The 25,238-nt window shown below is 59.8% G+C and carries 21 protein-coding genes; 7 read left to right on the top strand and 14 right to left on the bottom strand.

Annotated elements, in window-relative coordinates:
- Window positions 1-144 precede the first annotated feature (144 nt).
- The 6 genes from ACR0DB_RS05850 to ACR0DB_RS05825 form a co-directional block, all read right to left on the bottom strand.
- On the bottom strand, window positions 145-933 hold the full coding sequence (locus ACR0DB_RS05850) for a crotonase/enoyl-CoA hydratase family protein (protein ID WP_480549493.1): 789 nt from the start codon (window positions 931-933) through the stop codon (window positions 145-147).
- Between the two features lie 3 nt (window positions 934-936).
- On the bottom strand, window positions 937-1,791 hold the full coding sequence (locus ACR0DB_RS05845; RefSeq protein WP_480549491.1) for a hydroxymethylglutaryl-CoA lyase: 855 nt from the start codon (window positions 1,789-1,791) through the stop codon (window positions 937-939).
- Between the two features lie 59 nt (window positions 1,792-1,850).
- The gene (locus tag ACR0DB_RS05840; protein ID WP_480549489.1) at window positions 1,851-3,779 is read right to left on the bottom strand and encodes an acetyl/propionyl/methylcrotonyl-CoA carboxylase subunit alpha; all 1,929 of its coding nucleotides are present in this window, start codon (window positions 3,777-3,779) and stop codon (window positions 1,851-1,853) included.
- Between the two features lie 3 nt (window positions 3,780-3,782).
- On the bottom strand, window positions 3,783-4,205 hold the full coding sequence (locus ACR0DB_RS05835) for an ASCH domain-containing protein (RefSeq protein ID WP_480549487.1): 423 nt from the start codon (window positions 4,203-4,205) through the stop codon (window positions 3,783-3,785).
- 1 nt (window position 4,206) lies between these two features.
- Window positions 4,207-5,811, bottom strand: a complete 1,605-nt coding sequence (locus ACR0DB_RS05830; protein WP_480549485.1) for a carboxyl transferase domain-containing protein — start codon at window positions 5,809-5,811, stop codon at window positions 4,207-4,209.
- Between the two features lie 493 nt (window positions 5,812-6,304).
- Window positions 6,305-7,831, bottom strand: coding sequence for an AMP-binding protein (locus tag ACR0DB_RS05825; protein WP_480549483.1), 1,527 nt, complete (start codon window positions 7,829-7,831; stop codon window positions 6,305-6,307).
- 136 nt (window positions 7,832-7,967) lie between these two features.
- Here ACR0DB_RS05825 and ACR0DB_RS05820 point away from each other — a divergent pair, with 136 nt between their 5' ends.
- On the top strand, window positions 7,968-8,573 hold the full coding sequence (locus ACR0DB_RS05820; protein ID WP_170769258.1) for an OmpW/AlkL family protein: 606 nt from the start codon (window positions 7,968-7,970) through the stop codon (window positions 8,571-8,573).
- 44 nt (window positions 8,574-8,617) lie between these two features.
- Here the strand turns inward: ACR0DB_RS05820 and ACR0DB_RS05815 are convergent, their stop codons facing one another.
- Window positions 8,618-9,781 (bottom strand): isovaleryl-CoA dehydrogenase, encoded by a 1,164-nt coding sequence (locus ACR0DB_RS05815; protein ID WP_480549481.1) that lies wholly within the window; start codon window positions 9,779-9,781, stop codon window positions 8,618-8,620.
- Between the two features lie 206 nt (window positions 9,782-9,987).
- Between ACR0DB_RS05815 and ACR0DB_RS05810 the strand changes: the two genes are divergently transcribed.
- Window positions 9,988-11,055 (top strand): Hint domain-containing protein, encoded by a 1,068-nt coding sequence (locus ACR0DB_RS05810; RefSeq protein WP_480549479.1) that lies wholly within the window; start codon window positions 9,988-9,990, stop codon window positions 11,053-11,055.
- A 6-nt stretch (window positions 11,056-11,061) separates the two neighbouring features.
- On the opposite strand, the gene ACR0DB_RS05805 is transcribed toward ACR0DB_RS05810, so the two are convergent.
- Window positions 11,062-12,252 (bottom strand): DegT/DnrJ/EryC1/StrS family aminotransferase, encoded by a 1,191-nt coding sequence (locus tag ACR0DB_RS05805; protein WP_480549477.1) that lies wholly within the window; start codon window positions 12,250-12,252, stop codon window positions 11,062-11,064.
- Window positions 12,253-12,291: 39 nt separating this feature from the next.
- Entirely contained in the window at window positions 12,292-12,963 is a 672-nt protein-coding gene (locus ACR0DB_RS05800) for an HAD-IA family hydrolase (protein ID WP_480549475.1), read from the bottom strand.
- 134 nt (window positions 12,964-13,097) lie between these two features.
- On the opposite strand from ACR0DB_RS05800, the gene glmU reads away from it, so the two are divergent.
- From glmU to ACR0DB_RS05785, 3 genes are read left to right on the top strand one after another with little or no spacing between them, the layout of a single operon-like run.
- Window positions 13,098-14,450, top strand: coding sequence for a bifunctional UDP-N-acetylglucosamine diphosphorylase/glucosamine-1-phosphate N-acetyltransferase GlmU (gene glmU, locus ACR0DB_RS05795; protein ID WP_480549473.1), 1,353 nt, complete (start codon window positions 13,098-13,100; stop codon window positions 14,448-14,450).
- Between the two features lie 3 nt (window positions 14,451-14,453).
- The gene (gene glmS / locus ACR0DB_RS05790) at window positions 14,454-16,274 is read left to right on the top strand and encodes a glutamine--fructose-6-phosphate transaminase (isomerizing) (RefSeq protein ID WP_480549471.1); all 1,821 of its coding nucleotides are present in this window, start codon (window positions 14,454-14,456) and stop codon (window positions 16,272-16,274) included.
- Window positions 16,274-16,963 carry a DNA alkylation repair protein gene (locus ACR0DB_RS05785; RefSeq protein ID WP_170784676.1) on the top strand — a complete coding sequence of 230 codons (690 nt, stop codon included), beginning with the start codon at window positions 16,274-16,276 and terminating at the stop codon, window positions 16,961-16,963. The genes glmS and ACR0DB_RS05785 overlap by 1 nt, the downstream gene beginning before the upstream one ends.
- On the opposite strand, the gene ACR0DB_RS05780 is transcribed toward ACR0DB_RS05785, so the two are convergent.
- Entirely contained in the window at window positions 16,951-17,367 is a 417-nt protein-coding gene (locus tag ACR0DB_RS05780; RefSeq protein WP_480549469.1) for a hypothetical protein, read from the bottom strand. The genes ACR0DB_RS05785 and ACR0DB_RS05780 overlap by 13 nt on opposite strands.
- A 90-nt stretch (window positions 17,368-17,457) precedes the next feature.
- On the opposite strand from ACR0DB_RS05780, the gene moaA reads away from it, so the two are divergent.
- Both moaA and ACR0DB_RS05770 read left to right on the top strand, forming a co-directional pair.
- The gene (moaA, locus tag ACR0DB_RS05775; protein ID WP_480549467.1) at window positions 17,458-18,465 is read left to right on the top strand and encodes a GTP 3',8-cyclase MoaA; all 1,008 of its coding nucleotides are present in this window, start codon (window positions 17,458-17,460) and stop codon (window positions 18,463-18,465) included.
- A 1-nt stretch (window position 18,466) separates the two neighbouring features.
- Window positions 18,467-19,789 (top strand): 3-deoxy-D-manno-octulosonic acid transferase, encoded by a 1,323-nt coding sequence (locus ACR0DB_RS05770; RefSeq protein WP_480549465.1) that lies wholly within the window; start codon window positions 18,467-18,469, stop codon window positions 19,787-19,789.
- A 46-nt stretch (window positions 19,790-19,835) separates the two neighbouring features.
- Here the strand turns inward: ACR0DB_RS05770 and ACR0DB_RS05765 are convergent, their stop codons facing one another.
- The 4 genes from ACR0DB_RS05765 to ACR0DB_RS05750 form a co-directional block, all read right to left on the bottom strand.
- Window positions 19,836-20,999 (bottom strand): M20 aminoacylase family protein, encoded by a 1,164-nt coding sequence (locus tag ACR0DB_RS05765; RefSeq protein ID WP_480549463.1) that lies wholly within the window; start codon window positions 20,997-20,999, stop codon window positions 19,836-19,838.
- Between the two features lie 15 nt (window positions 21,000-21,014).
- A complete protein-coding gene (locus tag ACR0DB_RS05760) occupies window positions 21,015-22,151 on the bottom strand; it encodes an MFS transporter (RefSeq protein ID WP_331252254.1) in 1,137 nt (378 codons plus the stop codon).
- Window positions 22,152-22,219: 68 nt separating this feature from the next.
- Window positions 22,220-23,497, bottom strand: coding sequence for a DUF3422 family protein (locus tag ACR0DB_RS05755; protein ID WP_170784174.1), 1,278 nt, complete (start codon window positions 23,495-23,497; stop codon window positions 22,220-22,222).
- A 283-nt stretch (window positions 23,498-23,780) separates the two neighbouring features.
- Entirely contained in the window at window positions 23,781-25,232 is a 1,452-nt protein-coding gene (locus ACR0DB_RS05750) for an NAD(P)(+) transhydrogenase (Re/Si-specific) subunit beta (RefSeq protein ID WP_480549461.1), read from the bottom strand.
- Window positions 25,233-25,238: the final 6 nt, after the last annotated feature.

Genomic DNA, 25,238 nt, shown 5'->3' with positions numbered 1-25,238 from the left:
ATTGGCGTGTTGACTGGACATTCTCTATCCCTGCGGGGTCAGAGGGTCAACCGAACACAAACGCGCAGGGCGTGAAATATCCGCTTGCCAATACGGGTTGGTTCACCACGGCGATTCCCGACCCCGCTGGCTTGGGACTATCGGCTAAACCTTATCAATCCATGCAGCTTTTCGTTTCTCGAAAAAGGCGGCGATTCCCTCCTGCGCCTCATCGGTTTCCCACCGATCCACCAAGGCTCGGATGGTCTGGTCGATCACGGTGTCGTCAATCCGCGGCCCCAGATCACGCACCAGCGCTTTGGCCGAGGCGACCGCGCCGGACGCACAGGACAGATAGGGTGTGACTTCGGCCTCAACCGCATCGGCCAGATCATCTACCGGGACAGTCTTGGCCAACAGCCCAAGCTGAACGGCTTCGGCGGCATCGAAGAGGCGCGCCGACATGAAGACGCGCCGTGCGCGCGCCGCACCCATACGGGAGATTACATAAGGGCCAATGGTGGCCGGAATCAGACCCAACCGGGTTTCGGTCAACCCCATCTTCAGCGTATCAACCCCAATGGCGATATCGCAGACCGAGGCCAGCCCCACCCCGCCTCCGAATGCGTTTCCCTGCACCAAGCCGATCAACGGTTTGGGCATCGTGTTCAAGGCCTGCAACATCTCGGCCAGTTTGCGCGCCTCAACGAAACGGGTTTCGGGGTCAGCCGCCATCTGCGCCTGCATCCAGCCCAGATCACCTCCAGCGCAGAAACTTTTGCCCGCCCCGGTCAGAACGACCACCCGAACTGCGTCGTCGGGCCCCAACTGCTCCGCCGCCTGCGTCAGTTCGGAGATCATTTGCGCCGACATGGCATTGTGTTTTTCCGGGCGGTTCAGCGTCAGAGTGGCAACACCACGCGCACCCAACGTAACCGAGATCGTTTCGAACATCTCTTACTCCGCCCGCATGGCGCGCGCCATCTGCGCGGCTTCTTCTACTGTGGCCATGTCTATGCCCGTCTCATACCCCAATCGTTCCAGATGAGCGACAACCGCTTCGGTCGCGACATTGCCAGCCGCGCCAGGCGCATAAGGGCATCCGCCCAATCCGCCAACTGCCGTATCGAAACTGCGAACACCCAGCGCAAGTGCCGCGTCGATATTGTCGATGGCTCGCCCATTTGTATCATGGAAATGTCCCGCCAACCGCGTGACCGGCACTCTCTCACGCACCGCCAGCAGCATATGAGCAATGGTATCCGGCGTCCCCTGCCCGATGGTATCGCCCAACGAGACCTCATAACAGCCCAACGCAAACAGCTTGTCCGCCACTTCGGCCACTTTCTCGGGCGCGGTCGGACCGTCATAGGGGCAGTCGGTCACGCAAGACACATAGCCCCGCACTGGCAGGTCGATATGGCGTGCGGCTTCAAGGATCGGGGTAAAGCGTTCGATGGATTCTGCAATCGTCGCGTTGATATTGGCCTTCGAGAACCCCTCGGACGCCGAGGCAAACACTGCAATTTCATCCGCTTTAGCGGCCAACGCGTCCTCATATCCATGCATATTCGGTGTCAGCGCAGCATAGCGGATACCGTCGCCCCGATTGATCCCTGCCAGTACCTCGGCACTGCCTGCCATCTGCGGCACCCATTTGGGCGAGACAAAGCTGGCCACCTCGATCCGGTTGAACCCGGCCCGGCTCAGGCAATCGACCAGAGCGATCTTTTCCGCAACCGGGATTTCCCGCTGCTCGTTCTGCAGCCCGTCGCGCGGCCCCACTTCGAATATCTCGACCCGATCGCCCATCTTACTCCTCCGCTAAGCTGTTGATCCAACTGTGCCACGGCTGAGGCGGCAGGAACAGATCATTCCTCCTCCAGCCGGACCAGTGCGGCCCCGGCCTCGACCTGAGCGCCCGCCTCGACCAGCACTTCGGCCACAACGCCATCGCGGGCTGCCAGCAACGAATGCTCCATCTTCATAGCCTCAAGGATGGCCAACCGGTCGCCCTCGGCCACAGCCTGCCCAGCCAGCGCAAAGACCGCCTTGACCAGACCGGGCATAGGGGCCTCAATCACATTGGTGTCGCCGGTGGCGCTGGTATCGCGGTCCAGCGGATCGATCTGATCGAACACCTGACCATACGCCTCGAACACAGTGATCCGAGAGCCCGCAACCGATACAGACGGCATCGCTTCGCCATCGATCACCCAGCCTCCGGGGCCACGTTCAGCCACTAAAGTATCGTTGCCGATGTGCCAAACCTGCCGGTTCGGACCTTCGACCTGCACATCCAGATCAATCACATCATCCGCCATAAGCTGAACGGCACGATGCAGAGGCGCCCAAAGCGAGAACCCAGTTTCCTCGGATGTGTCCACCAAACCCGCAGCGGTCATGGCCGCCGCAACTGCAGCACGCGTTGAGGTTGCCGAGGTCTGAACCAACCCATCCAGATCACGCCCGATCAGCCCGGTATCCACATCACCCGATGCGAACCCTTGATGGCGCGTCAGCGCGCCCAGAAAGGCAAGGTTAGTTACAGTGCCCGCGACCTCGGTCTGCCGCAGCGCACGGTGTAACCGTTCCAGCGCAATGTCGCGCGTAGGGCCGTGGACGATGACTTTTGCGATCATTGGGTCATACCACGGACTGATCGTATCCCCTGCCCGCACACCGCTATCGGCGCGGCAATGCGCCGGGAAGTGCAGATGCGTCAACGTCCCCGTGGCAGGCAGGAAGCCTTTGGGCACGTCCTCGGCATACAGCCGCGCCTCGAATGCGTGACCCGAGATAGAAAGGTCACTCTGCTGTTTCGGCAGCGTCTCGCCCGCGGCCACCCGCAATTGCCATTCCACCAGATCAACCCCGGTAATCGCCTCGGTCACGGGATGCTCCACTTGCAGACGGGTATTCATCTCCATGAACCAGAACCGATCCGGCCTCAGCCCGTCCGAGGCATCAACGATGAATTCAACCGTACCCGCGCCCTTATAGCCAATCGCCTCGGCGGCGCGTACACCCGCCTGCCCCATCGCTTCGCGCATTTCAGCCGTCATACCGGGTGCCGGAGCCTCTTCGATCACCTTCTGGTGCCGCCGCTGCAACGAGCAATCGCGTTCGAACAGATGAACCGCATGGGTGCCGTCGCCGAAAACCTGCACCTCGATATGGCGCGGTTTGGAGACGAATTTCTCGACCAGAACGGCGTCGTTGCCAAAGGCCGTGCGCGCCTCGCCTCGCGCACTGTGCAGAGCGTCTGCGAAATCTTCGGCACGTTCAACCAGCCGCATACCCTTTCCGCCGCCACCTGCAACAGCTTTGATGAGAACAGGGTAGCCGATTGTGTCTGCGGCACCAGCCAAATGCTCGGGGTCCTGATTGTCGCCATGATAGCCCGGCACCACAGGCACGCCCGCCTGTTCCATCAAGACTTTGGCAGCATCCTTGAGGCCCATCTTACGGATCGCATCCGCCGAAGGCCCGATGAAGGTAAGGCCTGCCGCCTCGACCGCATCGACGAAATCGGGATTCTCGGACAGAAACCCATATCCCGGATGGATCGTCTGCGCTCCGGTGTCGAGCGCCGCCTGAATGATCGTGTCGCCCTTCAGATAGCTCTCCGCCGGGGCCGCGCCACCGATATGCACGGACTCGTCCGCTATCTGTACATGCTTGGCCGAGGCGTCCACATCAGAATAGACCGCAACGCAGGCCACACCCATCTTCTGAGCGGTCTCGATCACCCGACAAGCAATCTCACCCCGGTTGGCAATCAGGATTTTGGTGAACATGACTTACCCCTCAACCGTCAGATCTTCGACCAACCGGAACCGCTCGCAGAGCAGCTCCATCTCGGGCTCGAACCCGCCATTTCGTTCAAAGTACTGGCGGTGATCTGCGCGCCACCCCTCAAGCGTCTCATTCTCGCCTTCGGCCAACGCAAATTCCTCGGTCACATCGCAGTAACGGCAGATCGAAACTTCAATCGTTTCGATGACCAAAGCGGGGCGATCATCCCAATCCAAAGCAATATCGCGCCGCCCCACAACCGGAATGTCCGCGCTGCCCTCAGGATAGTCTCGCAACGCGCCGCAGGTCGCGGTTTTCTTTCCCGCGCGCACCAACGCCAACAACTCGGCGCTCAGCGTTGCGTTGTCTCCAAACTTGAAGGTCTGCGCATCGGGGTAGCGGGATTTCAGTTTTTTCAGATCGACCATTTTACATCCTGAACACGCCAAAGCGTGTCTCCTCGATGGGAGCATTCAACGCCGCACTCAGCGACAAGGCCAACACATCGCGTGATTTTCGCGGGTCGATGATGCCGTCATCCCAAAGCCGCGCTGAGGCATAAAGCGGATGCGATTGCTCTTCGAACATGTCCAAGGTCGGGCGCTTGAGTTCGGCCTCTTCCTCGGCCGACCACGTGCCGCCCTGCCGCTCGATCCCGTCGCGTTTAACGGTGGCGAGAACGCCTGCGGCCTGCTCACCGCCCATCACCGAGATTCGCGAATTCGGCCATGTCCACAGGAATCGCGGCTGATATGCCCGTCCTGCCATGCCATAGTTCCCCGCGCCAAATGACCCGCCCACCAGCATCGTGACCTTCGGCACCGAGGTCGTCGCCACCGCCGTCACCATCTTGGCCCCGTGCCGCGCGATGCCCTCGTTCTCGTATTTGCGGCCGACCATAAACCCGGTGATGTTCTGCAGGAACACCAGCGGGATGCGACGCTGAGAACACAGCTCGACAAAATGCGCGCCCTTTTGCGCTGCCTCAGAAAACAGCACGCCGTTATTGGCGATGATCCCAACCGGGCAGCCTTTAACATGAGCAAAGCCGGTTACCAGCGTTTCCCCGAAGCGCGGCTTGAACTCATCGAAGCGCGAGCCATCGACCAGCCGCGCAATCACCTCGCGGATGTCATAGGGTGTGCGCAGATCGGCAGGGACAACACCAAGGATTTCCTCGGGGTCATAGGCCGGGTCCTCAGGGCTGGCCCAATCCACCGTCTGCGGTTTGCGCAGGTTCAGCGACCCCACGGCGCGGCGCGCCAAGGCCAAAGCGTGCGCGTCATCCTCGGCCAGATAATCCGCCACACCGGAAAGGCGAGTATGTACGTCACCACCGCCCAGATCCTCGGCGCTGACCACCTCGCCCGTCGCGGCCTTGACCAGAGGCGGACCGGCCAGAAAGATCGTGCCCTGTTCCTTGACGATGATCGTTACATCCGACATCGCGGGCACATAAGCCCCGCCTGCCGTGCAGGACCCCATCACCACCGCGATCTGAGCAATCCCCTTGGCGCTCATCCGCGCCTGATTGTAGAAGATGCGGCCAAAGTGGTCGCGGTCCGGGAAAACCTCATCCTGATTGGGCAGGTTCGCGCCGCCACTATCGACCAGATAGATGCAGGGCAGATGGTTTTCCTCGGCGATCTCCTGTGCCCGCAGGTGTTTCTTGACCGACATCGGATAATAGGTGCCGCCCTTCACGGTGGCGTCGTTGCACACCACCATAACCTCGCGCCCCTGGACCCGGCCAATCCCCGCGATCACCCCGGCACAAGGCGCGGCATCGCCATACATCCCATGCGCCGCCGTTGCGCCGACTTCCAGAAACGGAGACCCCGCGTCCAACAGGTTCGCCACCCGGCGTCTGGGGAGCATCTTGCCGCGGGCTTCATGCCGCGCGCGGGATTTCTCACCGCCGCCCATACGGGCCGCTTCGGCAGCAGCTGAGATGTGCGCCAGAGCGTCGAGATGGGCGGTGCGGTTTGCCTTGTAGCCCTCAGAGGTAGGCATGGCTTTGGATACTAGCTTCATTGGTCTTTACCTTCCGGTTTAGATAGCCCAGCCCACCTAGCCAACCTGCGAGCCTCCACCCATCGAAGCCCCGACGCTTTCACGTGACACCTAGTCAGGATGTCACCGTTTTCCCCGCCTGAGGTGCAATCGCTTGCCCCAACCTTTGCGCGTGATCGGGATAGAACGTTTAGGTAGTTCTGGGCTTCCGCCTCATTCACAACAGGAATCTCATTCGGGAGCTCTGCAAGTATTTCATGCGATCGTATTTCTAGGTGCCTGACAAACGCATTCTTGCAAGAAATTCGCGTCTTTAAAGAGGGTGGATAGTAGCAATGCCTAACTCCCCACTCAAAGCACTTGGTATCCATATGCATCTGAGTGATTGGGGCGCCCCTCGACAAAGCCGAACATCCGTCAAGCCATGCAAGAGCATCAATGTATTGGGACTCCGTACTCTGCGCACTCGCTTTTGATGCAAAGCACAAAGTAACTAAAAATAGGCTGACTAGTTTCATACAGCTGTCTCCCCAGCAGCCCGCGCCTTCAATTCCTTCCGGATAACCTTTCCCGTCACCGTCATCGGTAATTCCTCCAGAAACGCCACCTCGCGCGGGTAGGAATACTGCGCCAGACGAGCCTTGACCCACTCCTGCAGCTCTGTGCCCGACGCTTCGGCCCCTGGCTTCAACACCACATAGGCCTTGACGATCTCGGTCCGCAGCTTGTCGGGCTTGCCGACCACGCCCACGGTCGCCACTGCCGGGTGGGTCAGCAGGCAATCCTCGATTTCGGCAGGGCCGATCCGGTATCCGGCCGACGTAATCACGTCATCATCGCGCCCCACGAAGCGCAGATAGTCACCCACCCACACGCCACGGTCGCCGGTGATCAGCCAGTCGCCACGATACTTCTCAGCTGTTGCCTCAGGCCGGTTCCAGTATTCCAAGAGCATCGAGGCCGAGCCGCGCCGGATGGCCACGTCGCCCTCTTCATCGGTCGGATGGCCATCCTCGTCGATCACCGCCACCTCATGCCCCGGCACCGGTTTGCCAATACAACCGGGGCGCACGGGGAAATCCTCGGCGCAGGAGGACACGACCATATTGCATTCGGTCTGCCCGTAGAATTCGTTGATCGTCAGACCAAACGCCCGCTGCCCCCAGGCCAGCATCTCGGCCCCCAGCGGCTCGCCGCCCGAGGCGACCGAACGCAGACCGGGAATGGCCTGATCCGCCGCTTTCAACATCCGCAGCGCGGTGGGCGGAAAGAAAACGTTGCGCACCCCGCCGCGCGCGACCACATCGGCGCAGGCCTCGGGCGTGAACTTCTCAAGCCGCGCAGCGACCACCGGAATGCCCAGCGCCAGACCTGGCATCAGCACGTCAAACAGCCCACCGATCCACGCCCAGTCGGCGGGGGTCCACAGGCAATCGCCGTCGCGCAGATGGTTATGGCTGATCGACACGCCGGGCAGATGGCCGGTCAGCACCCGATGCCCGTGCAGCGCGCCCTTGGGGCTGCCAGTGGTGCCCGAGGTATAGATCAGCACCGCCGGATCCTCGGGGCCGGTATCGGCAAAGGGTAGCGTCTGATCCGACGGTGCGATTTGGTCGACACGCAGCGGATCCGCCAACCCACTCAGCAGCGTCTGCCCCTCGGCATCCGTCAGCACAACCTGCACCCCGGCGTCGCCCGCGCGTGACGCCAGCGCATCGCGCTGGAACAGCTTGAACAAAGGCACCGAGATCGCGCCCAGTTTCCAGATCGCCAGATGCGCCGCAGCACACCAAGGCGACTGACTAAGCAATACACCAACCCGATCACCGGGCCTGATCCGTTGTTGCAACACCTGCCCAATGCCATCCGTCATCCGCGCAAGATCCCGGAGCGTTATGTCCTTTCGCGCATCGCGTGTCAGATCAACGACTGCAACCTGATCATGCGGCTGCGCCAGACATTGCGCCGCCATATTGAGTCGGTCTGGCACATCCCAGCCACCCACACCCAGCATACCTGGTATGTTTCTAGCGGGACACATGGCTTGAACCTCTTGATTCAACAAGATTTTTCCTTTTCGCGCGCACCCCAACTGTCACAGAAACTTGACACAGATCAGAGTTGGCAGGGATCGGTTGATGCAAAACCGAAGCATCAAAACATTCAGAGGCCATGAAATGACCAAAAAACTCGCCGCTTTGACACTTTCCACTGCGCTTGTGGCGCTTGCTTCTCCTGTTCTTGCTCAGAACCAGGGTGACTGGACCGTTGGTATCGGTGCGGGGTATCTGGAGCCCAAATCCGATAACGGTACGCTGGCCGGGCTGGACGCCGAAGTCGATTCCGACGTCAGCGCAATCTTCACCGTTGAATACTTTGTCCGCGACAATCTGGGCATCGAGCTGCTGGCTGCAACCCCGTTCAGCCATGAAGTCACGCTGGGGGGCAGCGTCGACGCAGGCAGCCTCAAGCATCTGCCGCCCACCCTGTCGTTGAACTACCACTTCGACACAGGCACCGCCTGGAAACCCTATGTCGGTGCCGGCATCAACTACACGATCTTCTTTGATGAAAGCTCTGCCTTGGGCGATCTTGAGCTGGACAACTCGGTCGGCCTCGCGTTGCAAGCCGGTCTGGACTACGCCATCACCGAACAAGGTGCCGTACGTCTGAACGTGCGCTGGTTCGACATCGACTCGGACGTGTCGCTTGATGGTGCCGATATCGGCGAAGCCGAGATCGACCCCTGGCTGATTGGCGTTTCCTACGTCCATCGTTTCTGATCCAACACTTCTGCGCCCCGCATCCTGTTGCGGGGCGTTTTTCGTCACGACATCTCACTCATCAACTCGCGGCCAATCAGCATCCTGCGGATTTCGCTGGTGCCTGCACCGATCTCCATCAGCTTCGCATCGCGGAAAATCCGGCTGACGGCAGAATCCGACAGGAACCCGGCCCCGCCCATCGCCTGTACAGCCTGATGCGCCTGTGTCATCGCGGCCTCGGACGCATAGAGGCAACATGCCGCCGCGTCCTGCCGCGTTACATCACCCCGATCACAGGCTTTCGCGACTTCGTAGACATAAGCCCGCGCCGAATTCATGGCCGTATACATATCGGCGATCTTGCCCTGCATCAGCTGGAACGACCCGATAGGTTTACCGAACTGCTTGCGCTCGGACAGATAGGGCATGATCTCATCCAGACAGGCAGCCATGATACCAGTGCCGATCCCGGCCAGCACCACGCGTTCATAATCCAGACCGGACATCAAAACCGCGACGCCCTTGCCCTCCTCGCCCAACACGTTTTCGAACGGAACCTCGACATCTTCAAAGATCAGCTCGGCCGTGTTTGACCCACGCATCCCGAGCTTGTCGAAATGCGGGGATGTCGAAAACCCGGTCATCTCTTTCTCGATCAAAAAAGCGGTGATTCCGCGCGATCCCGCCTCGGGGTCTGTCTTGGCGTATACGACCAGAGTATCCGCGTCCGGCCCATTGGTGATCCAGTATTTGCTGCCATTCAGCCGGTAATGGTCGTTGCGTTTTTCGGCGCGCAGCTTCATTGACACCACATCCGATCCGGCTCCGGCCTCGGACATGGCCAGCGCGCCAACATGTTCACCCGAGACAAGTCGCGGCAGGTATTTTGCTTTCTGTTCGTCCGTCCCATTCAGCTTGATCTGGTTGACGCATAGATTTGAATGCGCCCCATATGACAACGAAACCGAGGCCGAAGCCCGCGCCACCTCTTCAACTGCGACGGTATGGGCCAGATAGGACATCCCCGCTCCGCCATATTCCTCGGGTACGGTAATACCCAACATCCCCAGATCACCCATCTCGCGCCATAAGTCATTGGGAAAGGCGTTGGATTTGTCGACCTCGGCAGCCTTCGGTTTGACCCGCTCCTGCGCCCAGCGATGAACCATCTCCCGCAGGGCATTCACATCTTCACCCAGATCGAACTGCATTGTGGCCGTGAACATCCCCGACTTCCTCCAACTGGATTAATGAACACTTGTTCAAATAATTTGACACGGACAAGCGCGGACGTCAAGAACCTGGCGCAATCACTCAAAAAACCTCGGATTCAGAGTATCTTCACGATTTCAACACATTGTCGTCCCGACGCTGAGCCAATAGGGTCTCGCCGACATGCGTTGAGTCGAAAATCATTTGGAAAGCAGATCCCATGGCCCCGACGAATGTGATTATTAACGGAGATTTCAGCAGCGGCCGCTCGAACTGGTCGGGCACCGACGTGGAAATCAACCCCGAGTTTGCCTTCCTTGGAAATGGTTCAAGGAATCTGGTTTCAGAATTGGATGGCCGCTCGGGTTTCACCACCGTTTTGGAACAGACGTTTACGCTGGACGATGCGCATTCGGGTATTTTGGAATTCGATACAGCATTGCGCACAGCCTCGTTGGGTAACGCGGGCACCGATGGGTTCACGGTCGAAATCGTGGACAGCGACGGCATCGTGATTTCAACCATGACCGTTCTGCCAACTGAGGCCAGCTTCACAACAATCATCATAGACGTCGATTTCCCCGAGGCGGGTGACTACACGCTGCGATTCACCGAAATCGGCGTAGATGACAGCCTTGGCGCGATTGTCGACAACATCTCGCTTCTGATCTGTTTCTGTCAGGGAACGCTGATCGACACAGAACATGGTGAAATCCCCGTCGAACAGTTGAAGGCCGGCGATCTGGTGATGACGCAATCGGGGGCCAAAGCTTTGAAATGGGTCGGGCGGCGACATGTTTCCAAGGCCGAGATGACGGCTGAACCCAAGCTGCTTCCGATCCGCATTGCCAAAGGTGCGCTTGGACAAGGGATGCCGCATACGGATTTGTTGGTGTCACGACAGCACCGGATGCAGGCCTCGTCGCCCGTGGCAGAACGTATGTTTGGCGCGCGCGAGGTTCTGATCTCAGCCATTCGGCTGACCGCCCTGCCAGAGGTAGAAGTCGAGGCGCAGGCGTGTGCGACGACTTATTTCCATCTGCTTTTCGATGACCATGAAATTGTATTTGCGAACGGTGCCCCCAGTGAAAGCATGTTGCTGTCGCCGATGTCTCTGTCAGCCCTATCTGCCGAGGCGTTGGAGGAGCTCCACCTGCTGTTCCCGGGCCTGCCAGCCGTCACCCCGTCAACCTCGCAGCAGACCATCCCGCAGATCAAACAGCAAAAACGGTTTGTCGAGCGTCTGGGTAAAAACAACAAACACCCGCTGGACCAGCGCGCGCATTAGCGCTGGTCAGGATTGATAGACCGCGCCAACCTCGGCCCGGATGATCCGCGCAATAAGGCGGCAATCTTCCAGCGAGAATGTCAGCGGCACCCGCATATCCATGATCCCCGCCAGCACCCGGTCACTGGCAGGCAAAGGCGCGCTATCCGCATAGCGCCAACTGTCATAGCGCGAGGTAAACCCGGTGGGCTCGGCCCCGCCGAACCACTTCAACTCGACCCCACGCGCAGCACAGCGGTGGATCACCTCGGCGATACGCTCGGGCGACCAATCCAGCAACAGGAATTGAATGGATGAGCCCACATAGGTCTCACCTTCGGGCCGTTCGACAATAGTTAGGCCAGGCGTGTCGCGCAGACCATCTTCGATCTCAGCATAGCGTTCGTTCCAGCGCGAAACCTGCTGGTCCAGATCCCGCAGTTGAGGCCGCAGGATCGCCGCCCGCAGGTTATCCATCCTGCCCGAGACATTGGGGGTGGTATATTTAATCCGCTCAAACACCTCTGGCCCCGGCGCGGCCAGATGACGTTCATAGAGCATATAAGATCCCGACAGCATCGTCGCCTTGGCCGCCAATTCCTCATCATCGGTGACCAGCAAGCCGCCTTCACCCGAGTTCACATGCTTATACGTCTGGCAGGAATAGCAGCCGATGGCCCCCTGCCGCCCCGACAATTGCCCGCGCCACGCTGCCCCCATCGTATGGGCGCAGTCCTCGATCACGATCACTCCTGCGGCGTCGCACATCTGCATCAGCCGGTCCATATCGCACAGATGCCCGCGCATATGGCTGAGCATCAGCACTCGCGCCTGATCCAGCTTGGCTTCAAGATCGTCCAGATCAACCACCAACCCTTCGGTCACGCCCACGAACACAGGCCTCGCCCCGACCGAGGCGATTGACCCCGGCACCGGCGCCAGCGTGAAAGCATTGGTCAGCACCGGATCACCCGGCTGCACCCCAACGGCGCGCAGGGCCGTGGCCAGCGCATATCCGCCCGAGGATACCGCCAGACAGTATTTCGCCCCCATCTGCGCCGCGAATTCCTGCTCCAGCAGCGCGGTTTCGCCCAGTTCTCCGGGCACCACGTTATATCGGTGCAACCGCCCATGGCGCAGTACAGCGAGCGCGGCCTCGACCGCCTCTTCGGGGATGGGTTCCTGCTGGGTGAAGCTGCCAGTGAATATCTCGGTCATGGCTCTGTTCTGGTCCTCACGCCCGCTTGGGTCAAGAGACTAAGCCGCCGCACCGATCAACCCCTCGACCACGCGGGGCAGATCATCGAAATGATGCAGCAACGCCTCGGGCTCCAGCGCGGCCATGTCGTCACCAGACGGGCCGAATGTGACCAGAACCGACGGCACACCCGCCGCCTTTGCCGTGTTCCGGTCGGTATCGGAGTCGCCGATCAGAACACACAGGTCGGGATGACCACCTGCCCGCCGCGCAGCCTCGCGCAGCGGTTCGGGGTCGGGTTTGCGCACGGGCAACGTATCGGCCCCGACCAGCGCGGCGAACTGATCGCGCACCCCCATCTGCGACAACAACTGATGCGCCAGCGCCTCGGGCTTGTTGGTGCAGATGCCCACGCCGTAACCGGCCACTTTCAGCGCCTCTACCGCGTCTAACGCGCCGGGATAGAAAGTGGTATGGGTGTCGATGGCCTGCGCATAGGCCTCTAGCAGCATCGGGTAATAGTCCGAAATGGTCTGTTCTTCGAAAGCGCCAACACGCTTCAACCCGTGGGTCAGCATCATCCGACCACCCCGAAGGGCCACACCAGCATCCTGCCCGTGGATCAGCACATCGCCATGGCCCATATGGCGAAAACAATGGTTCGCGGCCTCTAGCAGATCGCCGGATGTATCCGCCAAAGTTCCATCCAGATCGAAGATTACTGTACGCATAGAGCCTCCTGCCTCGGCGGGTTTTCGCCACGTCGTGTTGCAAACGGCAATCTAGTTTGATGCCCGAACCGCTTGCGCCTTTGCCCCCAGCGGATAAAACGGTCGCCAACAAAACACAAAGAGAAAACGAATTCATGAGCACCGCCCTTGTCATCCTCGCCGCCGGAAAAGGCACCCGGATGAATTCGGATATCCCCAAAGTACTGCATCCCATCGCTCAAGCTCCGATGCTGGTCCACGCCATACGCGCCGGGGCCGTGCTGTCGCCCGAACGCACGGTGATTATCACCGGCCACGGCTCCGAGGCCGTCGCTAAGGTTGCCAATGCCGAAGATGAGACCGCGCAGATTGCCGTGCAGGAAGAGCAGTTGGGCACCGCCCATGCCGTTGCCCAAGCCCGAACCGCGCTAGAGGGGTTCGAAGGTGATGTGGTTGTCCTTTACGGTGACACTCCGTTTCTGCAGCCCGACACGCTGGAACGCATGATCGAGGCGCGCGCGCAGAATGATCTGGTCATTCTGGGGTTCGAAGCTGCCGATCCCGCCCGCTACGGTCGTCTTGTCATGCAGGGCGACACGCTGGAACGGATTGTCGAATTCAAGGACGCCTCTGATGAGGAGCGCGCGATAAGCTTCTGCAATTCTGGACTTTTGGCCTGTGATGCGCAAACCTTGTTCTCGTTGATAGACGCCGTGGGCAATGACAATGCGTCCAAGGAATACTACCTGACCGACGTGGTCGAGATCGCCCGCAGCCGGGATCTGAAAGTCACCGCCGTTGCCTGTGACGAGGCGCAGACGCTAGGCGTGAATTCACGTGCAGATCTGGCGGCCGCTGATGCGGTGTTCCAAACCCGCGCCCGTGCCGAACTTCTGGATCTGGGCGTCACGCTGATGGCCCCCGACACCGTCTATCTGGCCGCCGATACGATCATCGGGCGGGACACTGTGATCGAGCCCAACGTGGTCTTCGGCCCCGGCGTCACCGTCGAAAGTGGCGCAACCATCCGGGCGTTTTCGCATCTTGAGGGCTGCCATGTGAGCCGCGGAGCCATCGTCGGGCCCTATGCCCGCCTGCGCCCCGGCACTGAACTGGCCGAGAACACGCGCATCGGGAATTTCGTCGAAATCAAGAATGCCGAGGTCGCCGAAGGGGCTAAGGTCAACCACCTCAGCTATATCGGGGATGCCTCTGTTGGTGCGGCAACAAATATCGGAGCGGGTACGATCACCTGCAACTATGACGGGGTGATGAAGCACAAGACAGCGATTGGTGAGAATGTGTTCATCGGATCAAACACCATGCTGGTTGCCCCCGTGACCGTGGGTGACGGTGCGATGACGGCGACGGGCACAGTGGTCACGCGCGACGTCGAGCCCGACGCTCTCGCCGTGGCGCGGGCCAAGCAGGACAACAAACCCGGCTATGCGCGCAAACTTTTTGACATGCTCAAGGCGAAGAAGGCTCGCCGCGATAAAGGAGCCTGACCCATGTGTGGTATCGTAGGCGTTTTGGGCGAACACGAGGTCGCCCCCATTCTGGTTGAGGCGCTGAAGCGTCTTGAATATCGAGGCTATGACAGCGCCGGGATTGCGACCGTGAACAACGGTGCGTTGGGGCGCAGACGGGCCGTGGGCAAGCTGGTGAACCTCAGCGATTTGCTGGTACATGACCCATTGCCCGGGAAGTCGGGTATCGGCCATACCCGCTGGGCCACACACGGCGTACCCTCGGTGACCAATGCGCACCCGCATCAGGCGGGCCCCGTGGCTGTGGTGCATAACGGGATCGTCGAAAACTACCGCGAGCTGCGCGCTGAGCTGGCCGAACATGGTGTGGATTTCGTAACCGAAACCGACACTGAAACCGTGGCTCTGATGGCCGAACACCACTTGAAATCCGGCCTGTCCCCTGTTGATGCGGCGAACAAGACCATCGACCGGCTTGAAGGTGCTTTTGCGCTGGCGTTCCTTTTCGACGGTCAGGACGATTTGATCGTGGCGGCGCGCAAGGGCTCTCCGCTGGCCGTCGGCCACGGGGATGGCGAGATGTACGTGGGTTCGGACGCCATCGCATTGGCCCCACTAACCGACCGTATTACCTATCTTGAAGAGGGTGACCGCGCGGTACTAACCCGCACCTCGCTGGAGATCCGCAACGAAACCAGTGAGTTGGTCAATCGGGAAGTCCGCCAGATCAAGATCGACCAATCCCGCGCCGACAAGGGCGGGCACAAGCATTTCATGGCCAAAGAAATCGCCGAACAGCCCGTTGTCGTGGCCGAAGCGATCCGATCCTATCTGCGCACCGGCGGGGATGAGATCACCTTGCCCGGCGATCTGGATTTCACCAAGCTGGATCGCCTGACCATGGTCGCCTGCGGCACTGCTTTCTATGCCTGTCTGACCGCGAAATACTGGTTCGAGCAACTGGCCAAGATCCCTGTCGAGGTCGATATCGCCAGCGAGTTCCGCTACCGCGAACCGCCCATTCCCGGTCGCACAGCTGCGCTGTTCGTCAGCCAGTCGGGCGAGACAGCCGACACGCTGGCCGCGCTGCGCTATTGCGAGGGCAAGGCCGACAAGATCGTATCGGTCGTCAACGTCCCTGAAAGCTCAATCGCGCGGGAAAGCGATATTGCTCTACCGATCCATGCGGGGGTTGAGATCGGCGTCGCCTCGACCAAAGCATTCACCTGCCAGCTGAGCGTGTTGCTGATGCTGGCGCTGAAGGCCTCTGCCGACCGAGGCACCCTGACGCCCGAGGAACTGGCGGATCACGCCGCCGCCTTGCGCGGTCTGCCATCGGTGCTGAACAGCGCGCTGGAGCAAAACGATGCCATCCGCGCCGCTGCCCAACGCCTGTCCGAGGCGCGCGACGTTCTGTTTCTGGGGCGTGGCTTGATGTATCCTCTGGCGATGGAGGGCGCGCTAAAACTTAAAGAAATCAGCTATATACACGCCGAAGGTTATGCATCAGGTGAACTGAAGCACGGCCCCATCGCCTTGATCGACAAACATATGCCCGTGGTGGTGATGGCCCCACGCGATGCGGTTTTCGATAAGACGGTGTCGAACATGCAAGAGGTGATGGCGCGTAAAGGCAAGGTGATCCTCGTTTCCGACGATGACGGCATCGCCGAAGCCAAGGACGGGGTTCAAAGCACCATTCGAATGCCGCACATCCACCCGAGCCTTGCGCCCATCCTCTATTCGGTTCCGGCGCAGTTGCTGGCCTATCACACAGCCGTGGCAAAGGGGACGGATGTGGACCAGCCGCGCAATCTGGCGAAGTCCGTCACCGTCGAATGATGCAAGCCGCCGCATATCTGGACCAGATCAAAACGTTTGCGGACACTGAGCGCGCGCAGCAGGCCGCCGCCTATCACAAGGTGGACCGTCCATATCTGGGCGTGCCCAATCCGGTTCTGAATGATCTGACCAAAAGCTGGCGGCAAGAGCTGGATGTGCCGGACCGCGTCGCTCTGGCAGATGCGCTTTGGCAGACGAATATCCACGAGGCCCGCATCGCCGCTGCCAAGCTGCTGACACAGGCACGCATCCGGCCAGATGATGCCGCATGGGATCTGTTGCACAGCTGGCTGCCCGATTTCGACGCTTGGGCCGTTGCCGACCACGCCTGTATGGCAATGCAGAAACGCGTGTCCGCCGATCCTGTGCGGTTGGATCAGGTCGAACGCTGGACGACATCCGACCACATGTGGACCCGTCGCGCGGCTTTGGTCGCTACCCTGCCTTGGACCAAACAGAACCATCCCAAACCAGACGACCTGAAACACCGGGATCGGATTCTGGGCTGGGCTGCGGGCTATGTGCCTGACCGTAATTGGTTCATCCAGAAATCTATCGCGTGGTGGCTGCGCGAATTGTCCAAGCACGACGCACCGCGCGTCATCGCCTTTTTGCAAACGCATGGCTCGGCGATGAAACCCTTTGCCCGCCGCGAAGCAGGCAAGTACCTGAAAGATCAGTTGGAGTAGACTTCTAGCTCGACCAGTTCGTCAAAGGGCAACAACAGCTCTCGCATCGCGTCCAGCGACAGGCGGCTCCCCCCGCCTTCGGGCCCCGGTGCGGGAACCAGCGTGATATAAGCCTGCGCGCCAGTACGGGGTACAAGCACCCGCCCGGTAAATTCCGTCTCGACCAGAGGTGTCTGCATCCAGCGCCCCGGCGTCGTCGGATCGCCCAAGCTGGCAATCGTGGTCTTGGCCCCGATCCAACCGGCAGCGGTTGCTGGGGCCGGTTCGGGTTCGACAACCTCTTCAACCACAGCCTCTTCTGGCTTGGGCGCGGGTTCACCCCGATTAAAGACCCGGTCCGTGGTCGACCGGACCGCATCACAGCCCACGACCAGAACACAACACAGCAAAAGCAAATACCTCATGCCCGAACCCTACTGCCGTGCGCGCATCTGTACCAGCGCAAAGCACAGTTCGCCCTTGTCGCAGCGCGGGTGGCGCTTTACCTATGTCGCATGACTGCTCCACTTATCGACCCGTTTGCCCGCGCCATCACCTATCTCCGCGTCTCCGTCACGGACCGCTGCGATTTCCGCTGTGTCTACTGCATGTCCGAGGACATGAAGTTCCTGCCCAAAAAGGACCTACTGACGCTGGAAGAGCTGGACCGCATGTGTTCGACCTTTGTGAACATGGGCGTAGAAAAGTTACGGATCACCGGGGGTGAGCCGCTGGTACGCCGCAATATCATGACGTTTTTCAACGCCATGACCCGGCATCTGGACAGCGGCGCGTTGAAAGAGCTGACGCTGACCACCAATGGATCGCAGCTGCATCGCTTTGCCGATGACCTCTACGCCGCTGGCGTACGGCGGGTGAATATCTCGCTGGATACGCTGGACGAGGACAAATTCGCTCAGATCACCCGCTGGGGACGTCTCAAGCAAGTTCTGAACGGAATTGATGCGGCGCAAAAGGCCGGGTTGCGGATCAAAATCAATGCGGTTGCGTTGAAAGGCTTCAACGAAGAAGAGCTCCCCACGATCACAAAATGGTGTGCCGAACGCGACATGGACCTGACCTGGATCGAGGTGATGCCCATGGGGGATATCGGCAACGAAGACCGGTTGGACCAATACTGGTCACTGAAAGATGTGCGCAAGGAATACGAAAACCACTACACAGTGTCCGACCTGGCCGAACGCACCGGTGGACCCGCGCGCTATGTCCGTCTGGAAGAGACAGGCCAAAAGATCGGCTTCATCACGCCACTGTCGCACAATTTCTGCGAAAGCTGCAATCGCGTGCGCCTGACCTGCACCGGTGAGCTGTATATGTGCCTCGGGCAAGAGGATATGGCAGACCTGCGCGGTGCGCTGCGCAACCATCCCGACACCGAGCAACCGCTGGAAGAGGCGATCCGGGCCGCAATCGACCTCAAGCCCAAGGGGCATGATTTCGACTATTCCCGCCAGTCGGTGGATGGCAAAATGAGCCGCCACATGAGCCACACAGGCGGCTGACATGGCCGCCCCTTCTGGCCGACCGACGCTGCTTTACCATTTGTATTGCGGCCTGACTGCTGTGGCGGCCCCCTTCGTATGGCGCGCGGTGCGCAAGAAACTTCTGGCGGCAGAAGTCCCAACCCTGCGCCAACATGAGCGACTGGGTCACGCCAGCCAACCGCGCCCCAAAGGCCAACTCATCTGGTTTCACGCCGCCAGTGTGGGCGAGACTCTGTCGGTCATCACTCTGATCAAACGTCTGGGCGAACGCCTGCCGGATGCCGATTTCCTGGTCACCTCAGGAACGCCCACATCGGCGGCGCTCATCGAAAAGCGGATGCCGCCCCGGACGCGTCATCAATACCCGCCCTTGGACGCAGCTGGTCCTGTCCGGCGCTTTCTGGACCACTGGCGACCCGATGCTGCCATCTTTGTCGAAAGCGAAATCTGGCCGCGGCTTATCACCGAAACCCACAATCGCGACACACCTCTGGCACTGCTGAATGCACGACTTTCAGATCGCTCTGTTGAGGGGTGGAAAAAACGGCCCCAAACAGCGCGTTTCCTTCTGGACCAATTCACCCTTTTCCTGACCCAAAACGACAAAACTGCCCGCAACCTGATTGCCATGGGTGCCCCAGAAACCCGCGTGAAACCGGGCACGAACCTCAAAGCGATGTCCGACCCGCTACCGGTGGACCGCACCACACTTGAGGAAATTCGAACCCAAATCAGTGACCGCCCCATCTGGATCGCCAGTTCGACCCACGCCGGAGAAGAGGAAACCGTACTGTCGGCCCATGCCGAACTGCTGAACCGCTGGCCCGACCTGCTGCTCCTCTTGATCCCTCGCCACCCCGAGCGTCGAGGCGACGTCGCCGCGCTGATCCAACAGTCTCACCTAACGGCAGCCTTCCGCTCTGCGTCGCAACCCATTGCGCAGGATGCACAAATCTATGTCGCCGACACGCTGGGCGAAACCGGCACCTGGTATGCGCTCTGCCCTATTGTGTTCCTCGGCGGGTCCCTCAGGGAAATCGGTGGCCATAATCCGTTCGAACCTGCCCAAGCTGGCGCAGCCGTGATCACCGGTCCCGGCTATTTCAACTTCGCCGAGACCTTCGCCCCTCTGATCGAAACAGGGGGCGCGACCGAGGTCCGAACAGCACCAGAGCTAACGAAGGCTGTCACCCGATGGCTGTCTGATCCAAACACACTGAACACGGCCCGCGAAGCTGCAAAATCCTGCGTAAACTCTCAAAAAAACGCACTGGACGACATCGTCGAAACACTTTGCGCCCAGCTTAACCTGAAACGTCAGGATCCCACTTCATCTGGCTAAAAATATCCCGGGGGCGTGGGGGCAGAGCCCCCACCGGCCCGCACGTTCAAGCCGCCGGCATCCTCTGTTCAACAATCTCAGCCCACCAGCTACACCCGGCCGGTATCGCTTCATCGTTGAAATTATACTCTGGGTGATGCACCGCTGCCGTGTCGCCGTTGCCCACCAAAATATACGCGCCCGGCCGCTCCTCCAGCATAAACGCAAAATCTTCACCCCCCATGACCAAAGGTGCCTCTTCGCATGCACCGGACACCGACCGCGCCACATCAGCTGCAAACTCGGTTTGCGCCTCGCTGTTCACCATCACAGGATAGCCCCGGTAATAGGTGACATCGACGCGCCCGCCAAAGGTCGCAGCAACACCGTTGCAGATTTCGCCAATCCGCTTCTCGGCCAAGTCGCGCATGGCGGTGCTCATAGTCCGCACAGTGCCGCGCATCTTGACCGTCTGAGGGATTACGTTGAACGCTGTGGAAGAGGTCTCGAACGAAGTGACTGACACCACCACCTGATCCACCGGGTCTGCATTCCGCGCGGCGATGGTCTGCAAGGCCAACACAGCCTGTGCGGCCATCACTGTCGTGTCCACCGTCTCATGTGGCTTGGCCGCGTGACCGCCCTTGCCTTCAAACACGATATCAAACTGATCGGTGGCCGCGAAAAACGCACCGGGCCGGATGGCGAAACTGCCAACGGGATGACCCGGCCAGTTGTGCATTCCATAGACCTCTTGAATACCCCATCGGTCCATCATCCCGTCTTCACACATCTCGCGGCCGCCGCCACCGCCTTCTTCGGCCGGTTGAAAGATCACCACAACAGTGCCATCGAAGTTCCGCGTCTCGGACAGGTATTTAGCCGCCCCCAGCAACATTGCCGTATGCCCGTCATGGCCACACGCATGCATCGCCCCTTCAGTTTTCGAGGCATAGTCCAGCTCTGTCGCCTCAAGGATCGGCAGCGCATCCATATCCGCCCGCAACCCGATGACCTTGCCGCTGGTGTCAGCCTTACCTTTGATCACCCCAACAACTCCGGTTCGGCCAATGCCCGTGACCACCTCATCACACCCAAACGCCTTCAACTTTTCCGCGACCAGAGCGCTGGTCCGGTGCGTTTCAAACAGAATTTCAGGATGTTCGTGAATGTCACGCCGCCATTCCGTAATTTCAGCCTGCAACTCCGCAAAGCGGTTCTTGATCGGCATGTCTCTCTCCCAAATCTATCTGTCGGTCTTCAATGCACCAGATAGCAGCACAATGAATACGGCCAGCGGCAACAGCGCCATGAACGCCAAACGCAATGTAAGCATTTCGGCCAAAAACCCAATAAGCGGAGGCCCGATCAACAACCCGCCATAGCCCAGCGTCGCCACGCTGGCGATGGCCTGCCCCGGCGGGATCGTCGCATCATTGGCAGCCCGGCTGAACGCAAGCGGCATAATCACCGCATAGCCGACACCCATCAACGCAAACCCAGCCAGCGCTGGTCCCGGCGCGTTGGCCGCAACAACCCCGATCACGCCCAAAGCCGCACAAACCCCACCGAACCGTGCCGTAGGCACCGCGCCAAACCGAGCGATGACAAACCCGCCTGCCAGCCGGAACGCCACCATCGTAACGGAGAACACCGCATATCCCAACGCAGCGACGCTTTCTGCTGCTCCGGTGACATCACGCAGGAAAATCGCGCTCCAATCTGCGACCGCGCCCTCGCCCAAAGCGCCGCACAGTGCGATGAACCCCACCAGTACCAAGGCCCCCGATGGCAACGCGAAAACCGCTCCACCTGACGTCTCAACCCGCCGCGACGACCATCGCACCCAGGAAAAAGCCAACGCCAGCGCGACCACAACACCGCCCGCCAGCAAGAAGTGCTGTAAGACAGACAAACCCAACTGCACGGCGCCATACCCGCTGAGCGCGCCCAGCCCTGCCCCAAGGCTCCACATCGCGTGAAACGAGGACATAACTGGCTTGTCATAGGCCTGCTCGACCTCGGCCGCCCAGGCGTTCATCGCCACATCCATCGAGCCATGAAAGGCCCCGAATACAAACAGAAACGCCGCCAGCGCCCAGAACCCGCCCGCAAAGGCCAGCAGGATCAGGGAAAACGTATAGAGGACGGCAATGACCCGCGTAATCGCAACAGCACCAAACCTGTCGGTCAAACGCCCCGTGACCGGAAAAGAACACACCGCACCTGCCGCCATAAACAGCAGACCATATCCCAAGGCCTCATGCGTCAAATCCAGCCGGTCGCGGACCGCCGGAATGCGCGAGGCCCAGATACCGAAAAGCGCACCATTCAAGATGAACATGGCCGCCACGGCCCGCCATGCGGCCAATATTCCGATCACGCTCTAATCCTTCGCACGTCCCTGCCTGTTTCCGTTCTATAGACGCTCCCGGGATTAGCAAATGCGGATTATTCCAACCGCTTGCGTATCTGACGAATCCCGTACCAGACCAAAAACACGACCGGCAGCGTAACAATAGCGGTCAGCATACCTTTGCTGATCCCAGCCTTGGTCAAGGGGTACAGCAAATAACTGGCTAGCGAGACTGCATAATAACTGATCGCAACCACCGACAGCCCTTCGACCGTATGCTGCAACCGCAGCGCCAGATCGGACCGGCGATCCATACTCTCCAGCAACGCCTGGTTTTGTGCGCTGCGCTCCACATCCACCCGCGTTCGCAGCAACTCTCCGGCGCGGATCGCCCGGTCGGACAAGGCTTGCAACCGACGTTCGGTGGATTTCACAGTCCGAATGGCCGGATCATAGCGGCGCATCATGAAGTCCGCAAAACTCTGCCGCCCCGCGAACCGTTCTTCGCGCAACACTTCGATCCGCTGATTGACAATCGCTTCATATGCCCCCGTGGCCCCGAAGCGGAACGAACAGCGGGCAGACAGTGTCTCCAGTTCGATCGAAGTCGACAACAAATCTGGCAATAGCTCATCGGGGTGCGCCGAATTGTCAGTCATCTGCCCCATCAACCGGGTCAGCTGTGCGTCCAACTCACTGATCCGTGGCGTCAGCTGCTTCACCCTTGCAAAGCCTAACATGGACATGGCCTTGTAGGTTTCGATCTCGCACAGGCGTTGAATAATCCGCCCGGTCCTGCGCCGCCCTGTCTGTTCGTCGACAAACAGCGCAAAGCGCATGTGTCCAGCCGGGTCGATGCGAAAGTCACTGGCGCATATGGCCGAATCGTCCAGCACCCGCGCCACAGCCAAGCTTTCAGGTTCAAACCAATCCACCAGCGCAGACTGCACCACATCATCTCCTTCCCGAGGCACCACACGGATCATGGCCGAGGTCACACGCTGACCGGGGCTGGCCATCAACCAATCGGGGGGGAACACCTCGAAATCGGCTGGATTGAAGGCACGATCACTGACATTTTGCGTAATCGCTGTGTAAGTGACAAATTCCGTATGTTGCTCCCATTTCAACCAATGGCGCCCGATCTGTCCGGCATAATGCGTGGCGTCAGGCTGCGGATGCTGTGCGCCATGGCGGTCCAGCAGATTGATCAGATGCGCGATATCTTCATCCCGATCCCGCGCCACCGCTGCTTCGGATTTTTTGATCGCCAGAAACACTACCGTGCAAGGAGAGGACGCCACCGGAAAAGGGCGCGCATGCAATTCATTGGCCAGAGCATAGCGCAAAGGATGATCATCTATGGGGGTCATAACGGGCTCCGAAGTCACCGTCGCACTATACGATGTTCAGGCCTCTCATCAATTCTCTTTTTATTTCTTATAGTTACAAGAATACCTTCGCATACATTCCTGCTATCTTGTTGAAATAACTGCCAACCTGAAACCTAGCAGCCTCAAACACCAAAAAAGCAAATCCCGCATGCTTCATCTGGCCAAAAAATATCCTGGGGGGCTTTGGGGGCAAAGCCCCCCAACATCAAAAAAAGAAAAGGGCGCCGGCAGGCGCCCTTTGCAATTTCTCTTAACCGGATGCTCAGTCGATCATCGGCAGCAGCTTGTCCAGCGACTGCTTGGCGTCGCCATAGAACATGCGGGTGTTCTCTTTGAAGAAAAGCGGGTTTTCGATACCCGAATAGCCGGTGCCCTGACCACGCTTGGACACAAACACCTGCTTGGCCTTCCAGCATTCCAGAACCGGCATCCCGGCGATTGGGCTGTTGGGATCTTCCTGCGCCGCAGGGTTCACGATGTCGTTCGACCCGATCACGATGACCACATCCGTTTCCGGGAAGTCATCGTTGATCTCGTCCATCTCCAGCACGATGTCATACGGCACTTTGGCTTCAGCCAGCAGCACGTTCATATGACCCGGCAGACGGCCGGCAACGGGGTGGATCGCGAAGCGCACCTCTTTGCCCTTGGCGCGCAGCTTGCGGACCAGTTCGGAAACAGACTGCTGTGCCTGCGCAACCGCCATACCGTAGCCAGGAATGATGATCACGCTGTCAGCGTCGTTCAGAGCTGCGGCAACGCCATCGGCGTCGATGGCCACCTGCTCGCCCTCAACTTCCATCTGCGGGCCCGAGGTGCCGCCAAAGCCGCCCAGGATCACGCTGACAAAGTGACGGTTCATCGCCTTACACATGATGTAGGAGAGGATCGCACCGGACGAGCCAACCAGCGCACCAACCACGATCAGCAGGTCGTTGCCGAGGCTGAAGCCAATGGCCGCTGCGGCCCAACCCGAATACGAGTTCAGCATCGACACAACCACTGGCATGTCGGCCCCACCGATGCCCATGATCAGGTGATAACCGATGAACAGCGCGGCCAGCGTCATCAGGAACAGCGGGAAAAACCCACCCGAGGCGGTGTACCAGATCAGGCAGATCAGCGAGAGACCTGCCGCAGCCGCGTTCAGCGCATGACCGCCGGGCAGCTTGGTAGCGGCCGAAGTCACTTTGCCCGCCAGCTTGCCATATGCCACGACAGAACCGGTAAAGGTGATCGCACCGATGAAGATGCCCAGGAACAGTTCCACATGCAGGATGGTCAGTTCCGCAGCTGTCTTCTTGGCGATCAGCTTGGCAAAGGCGCCCAGATCCGACAGGTCCGCTTGGTTCGCCGCATCCGCAATCGCCATGACCTGCGCGACGTTGCCGATCTCAAAATGCGCGTTGAAGCCCACAAACACAGCCGCCAGACCCACGAGGCTGTGCATCGCGGCCACAAGCTGCGGCATCTCGGTCATCTGCACGCGCTTGGCGACGTAAGAGCCAATCAGACCGCCGCCTGCAATCAGCAGCAGCGACAGCAGCCACAGGCCCGAACCGGGACCCACAAGCGTGGCGAACACCGCCAGCGCCATACCAACAATGCCATACCAGACGGCGCGCTTGGCGCTTTCCTGGTTCGACAACCCGCCCAGAGACAGGATGAACAGAACAGCCGCAACAACATAAGCGGCAGTAGTGAAGCCAATCATCTACCC

Source organism: Ruegeria sp. AB6, from assembly GCF_056542685.1.
Note: the sequence above shows the minus strand (reverse complement) of the source record. Positions and strands in the feature narration are given on the sequence as shown.

Bases quoted from the DNA above. Each gene is read 5' to 3' on its own strand.
- ACR0DB_RS05750 (WP_480549461.1), bottom strand. From the start codon at position 25,232: ATGATTGGCTTCACTACTGCCGCTTATGTTGTTGCGGCTGTTCTGTTC.
- ACR0DB_RS05830 (WP_480549485.1), bottom strand. From the start codon at position 5,811: ATGAAGCTAGTATCCAAAGCCATGCCTACCTCTGAGGGCTACAAGGCA.
- ACR0DB_RS05850 (WP_480549493.1), bottom strand. From the start codon at position 933: ATGTTCGAAACGATCTCGGTTACGTTGGGTGCGCGTGGTGTTGCCACT.
- ACR0DB_RS05765 (WP_480549463.1), bottom strand. From the start codon at position 20,999: ATGCCGATCAAGAACCGCTTTGCGGAGTTGCAGGCTGAAATTACGGAA.
- ACR0DB_RS05755 (WP_170784174.1), bottom strand. From the start codon at position 23,497: ATGACCCCCATAGATGATCATCCTTTGCGCTATGCTCTGGCCAATGAA.
- ACR0DB_RS05805 (WP_480549477.1), bottom strand. From the start codon at position 12,252: ATGACCGAGATATTCACTGGCAGCTTCACCCAGCAGGAACCCATCCCC.
- ACR0DB_RS05825 (WP_480549483.1), bottom strand. From the start codon at position 7,831: ATGTGTCCCGCTAGAAACATACCAGGTATGCTGGGTGTGGGTGGCTGG.
- ACR0DB_RS05780 (WP_480549469.1), bottom strand. From the start codon at position 17,367: ATGAGGTATTTGCTTTTGCTGTGTTGTGTTCTGGTCGTGGGCTGTGAT.
- glmS (WP_480549471.1), top strand. From the start codon at position 14,454: ATGTGTGGTATCGTAGGCGTTTTGGGCGAACACGAGGTCGCCCCCATT.
- ACR0DB_RS05770 (WP_480549465.1), top strand. From the start codon at position 18,467: ATGGCCGCCCCTTCTGGCCGACCGACGCTGCTTTACCATTTGTATTGC.
- ACR0DB_RS05835 (WP_480549487.1), bottom strand. From the start codon at position 4,205: ATGGTCGATCTGAAAAAACTGAAATCCCGCTACCCCGATGCGCAGACC.
- moaA (WP_480549467.1), top strand. From the start codon at position 17,458: ATGACTGCTCCACTTATCGACCCGTTTGCCCGCGCCATCACCTATCTC.
- ACR0DB_RS05840 (WP_480549489.1), bottom strand. From the start codon at position 3,779: ATGTTCACCAAAATCCTGATTGCCAACCGGGGTGAGATTGCTTGTCGG.
- glmU (WP_480549473.1), top strand. From the start codon at position 13,098: ATGAGCACCGCCCTTGTCATCCTCGCCGCCGGAAAAGGCACCCGGATG.
- ACR0DB_RS05800 (WP_480549475.1), bottom strand. From the start codon at position 12,963: ATGCGTACAGTAATCTTCGATCTGGATGGAACTTTGGCGGATACATCC.
- ACR0DB_RS05810 (WP_480549479.1), top strand. From the start codon at position 9,988: ATGGCCCCGACGAATGTGATTATTAACGGAGATTTCAGCAGCGGCCGC.
- ACR0DB_RS05820 (WP_170769258.1), top strand. From the start codon at position 7,968: ATGACCAAAAAACTCGCCGCTTTGACACTTTCCACTGCGCTTGTGGCG.
- ACR0DB_RS05785 (WP_170784676.1), top strand. From the start codon at position 16,274: ATGCAAGCCGCCGCATATCTGGACCAGATCAAAACGTTTGCGGACACT.
- ACR0DB_RS05845 (WP_480549491.1), bottom strand. From the start codon at position 1,791: ATGGGCGATCGGGTCGAGATATTCGAAGTGGGGCCGCGCGACGGGCTG.
- ACR0DB_RS05815 (WP_480549481.1), bottom strand. From the start codon at position 9,781: ATGTTCACGGCCACAATGCAGTTCGATCTGGGTGAAGATGTGAATGCC.